Raw genomic sequence first — 2,146 nt, forward strand, 5'->3', positions numbered from 1 at the left:
TGATCACCCCGGAGACTACGCCACACTCAATTCCTACCAACCCCGCGACGGCACCCCTCCGGAAATGGTCAGCTACACTGCAGAGAGCATCCTGTCGCGAGAGTCAGGACGATCTTTGGCGATCTACAAGATCATTGTGTTGTCTGTCGTTGGGGCGTTGGTGTCGCTGCCAGTCATCACCGTGACGCTGTCTGTTCAAAGTGCCGGCACCATTCGTCCCGTCATCGAGAAGACTCCTCTGATCGCGCCCGTGTCCGGACGCATCTCTCGTGTTCTTGCCTTTGAGAACGATCTCGTTGCACAAGGCCGAGAAATCCTCGCTCTCGATGATAAGGTCATTGAGGAAAAGATCGGTGCGCTTTCAGGCGAAATCCGTGTGAAGAGCGATCGTGCCACTGACCTCCAGACCCTTATCTCTTCCGGCGCGCAGGCGGATGCCCCCATCCGCCTCCGGACCGAGTCCGCCACGGCCGAGCGGCTGCATTTTCTCAACTTGTTGCGGGAGAACCAATATGCCCGCAGCAATGCCGCATTAGAATTCAAACGTGCTCAGCGTCTCGTCTCGGTTGCTGCAGCACCCGCAAAGACGATCGATGAAACGGCTTTCGCTCTCCAGAGCCTCGAGGTGAAAGGCGAGATCCTCGCCTCGAGCAAATCCGCCGAATGGAATCAGCAGTTTTTCGATACTAACCTCCGCCTCCAGGAACTCACAGCCAGCTTGCATCAACTCGAGAACGAACGCGATCTGACCCGCATTCGCGCTCCCGTATCAGGCGCTCTCGAGCAATTCACCGGCCTCACCCCCGGCAGCTACGTCCAGGCGGGGCAAACTGTCGGTTGGGTCTCGCCCGACCGCGAACTGGTGGCGGAAATCTACGTTTCGCCCAAAGACATCAGCTTCGTGCAACCGGGCCAGGCGGTGCGGCTCCAGGTCGATGCATTCAACTACAATCAATGGGGTGTGATCGACGCGACAGTACTAGACGTGGCGCATGATTTCACCCTGCAGGACAAGAACCCGGTCTTCAAGGTCCGCTGCGCGCTCTCTCGCAGTTACCTCGAACTCACAAACGGGATCATTGGTCATCTGAGGAAAGGCATGACCGTGCGAGCCCGCTTCCTCGTGGCGGAGCGCACTCTCCTGCAGCTCCTCTACAGCGAGATCGACGAATGGCTCAACCCGCTCCTGGCGGCTCGCTAATTATCTATTTTCCAAAGAGCGAGTGAGCCGCCATGTCGGGTCAGATCATCAAATTCAAGCAGCGCGACATCACCGATTGCGGGGCTGCCAGCCTTGCTTCCGTTGCAGCCTTCTATGGTTACAAGTTGCCATTGTCTCGCATCCGCCAGTATGCTTCGACCGACCGATCGGGCACCACGGTCTCGGGTCTCCTGCAAGCGGCTCAAAAGCTGGGCTTCATTGCCAAGGGCGTCAAGGGTGGCTTCGACAGCTTGTACAAGATCCCCAAGCCCGCCATCGCGCATGTGATCGTCAAGGAAGTCCTGCACCACTTCGTAGTCGTCCAGGCGATCGATGCGAGGTGGGTCACCGTCATGGACCCGGCGTATGGCGAAATCCGCAAGCTGTCGCATGAAGAATTCAAGAGGCAATGGACTGGCGTCCTGGTGCTCCTGGTTCCGGCAGACACCTTCAAGCGCCGCGACGAGACCACCTCACCTCTTCTCCGCTTCGCCCGACTGCTTGCGTCACACAAAGCGGCGCTGACGCAGGCTCTCGTCGGCGCACTGGTAACAACCCTTCTTGGCCTCTCGACGGCCATTTATGTCCAGAAGATCGTCGATCACGTGATCACAGCGGGCAACCGCAATTTGCTAAATCTAATGAGCGTCGCGATGCTGCTGATCCTGGTGCCACAGATCTTAATCAATGTCCTCAGAAACCGGCTAGTCCTGCAGACAGGGCAGAAGATCGATGTCTGCTTGATCCTCGGCTACTACAATCACATCCTAAGCTTACCACAAAAGTTCTTCGATAGCATGCGCATGGGAGAAATCGTCTCCCGGATGAACGACGCGGTGAAAATCAGGAGCTTCCTGAACGACGTCTCCATCACCATTTTCGTCAATGTGCTAGATCATCGTTTTCTTGGTTCGAATCATATCAGGCGGCGTCGGCGAGTTTGTA

Annotated in this window: 2 protein-coding genes; both read left to right on the plus strand. The window is 56.9% G+C overall.

Annotation, left to right across the window (positions count from 1 at the left end; all coding sequences use genetic code 11):
- Positions 1-115 precede the first annotated feature (115 nt).
- On the plus strand, positions 116-1,201 hold the full coding sequence (locus KJQ96_RS38380) for an HlyD family secretion protein (protein ID WP_213256459.1): 1,086 nt from the start codon (positions 116-118) through the stop codon (positions 1,199-1,201).
- 32 nt (positions 1,202-1,233) lie between these two features.
- On the plus strand, positions 1,234-2,146 hold a 913-nt coding region (locus tag KJQ96_RS38385), incomplete at its 3' end, for a cysteine peptidase family C39 domain-containing protein (protein ID WP_249735081.1).

Source organism: Bradyrhizobium sp. sGM-13 (assembly GCF_018398875.1).
Lineage (GTDB): Bacteria > Pseudomonadota > Alphaproteobacteria > Rhizobiales > Xanthobacteraceae > Bradyrhizobium.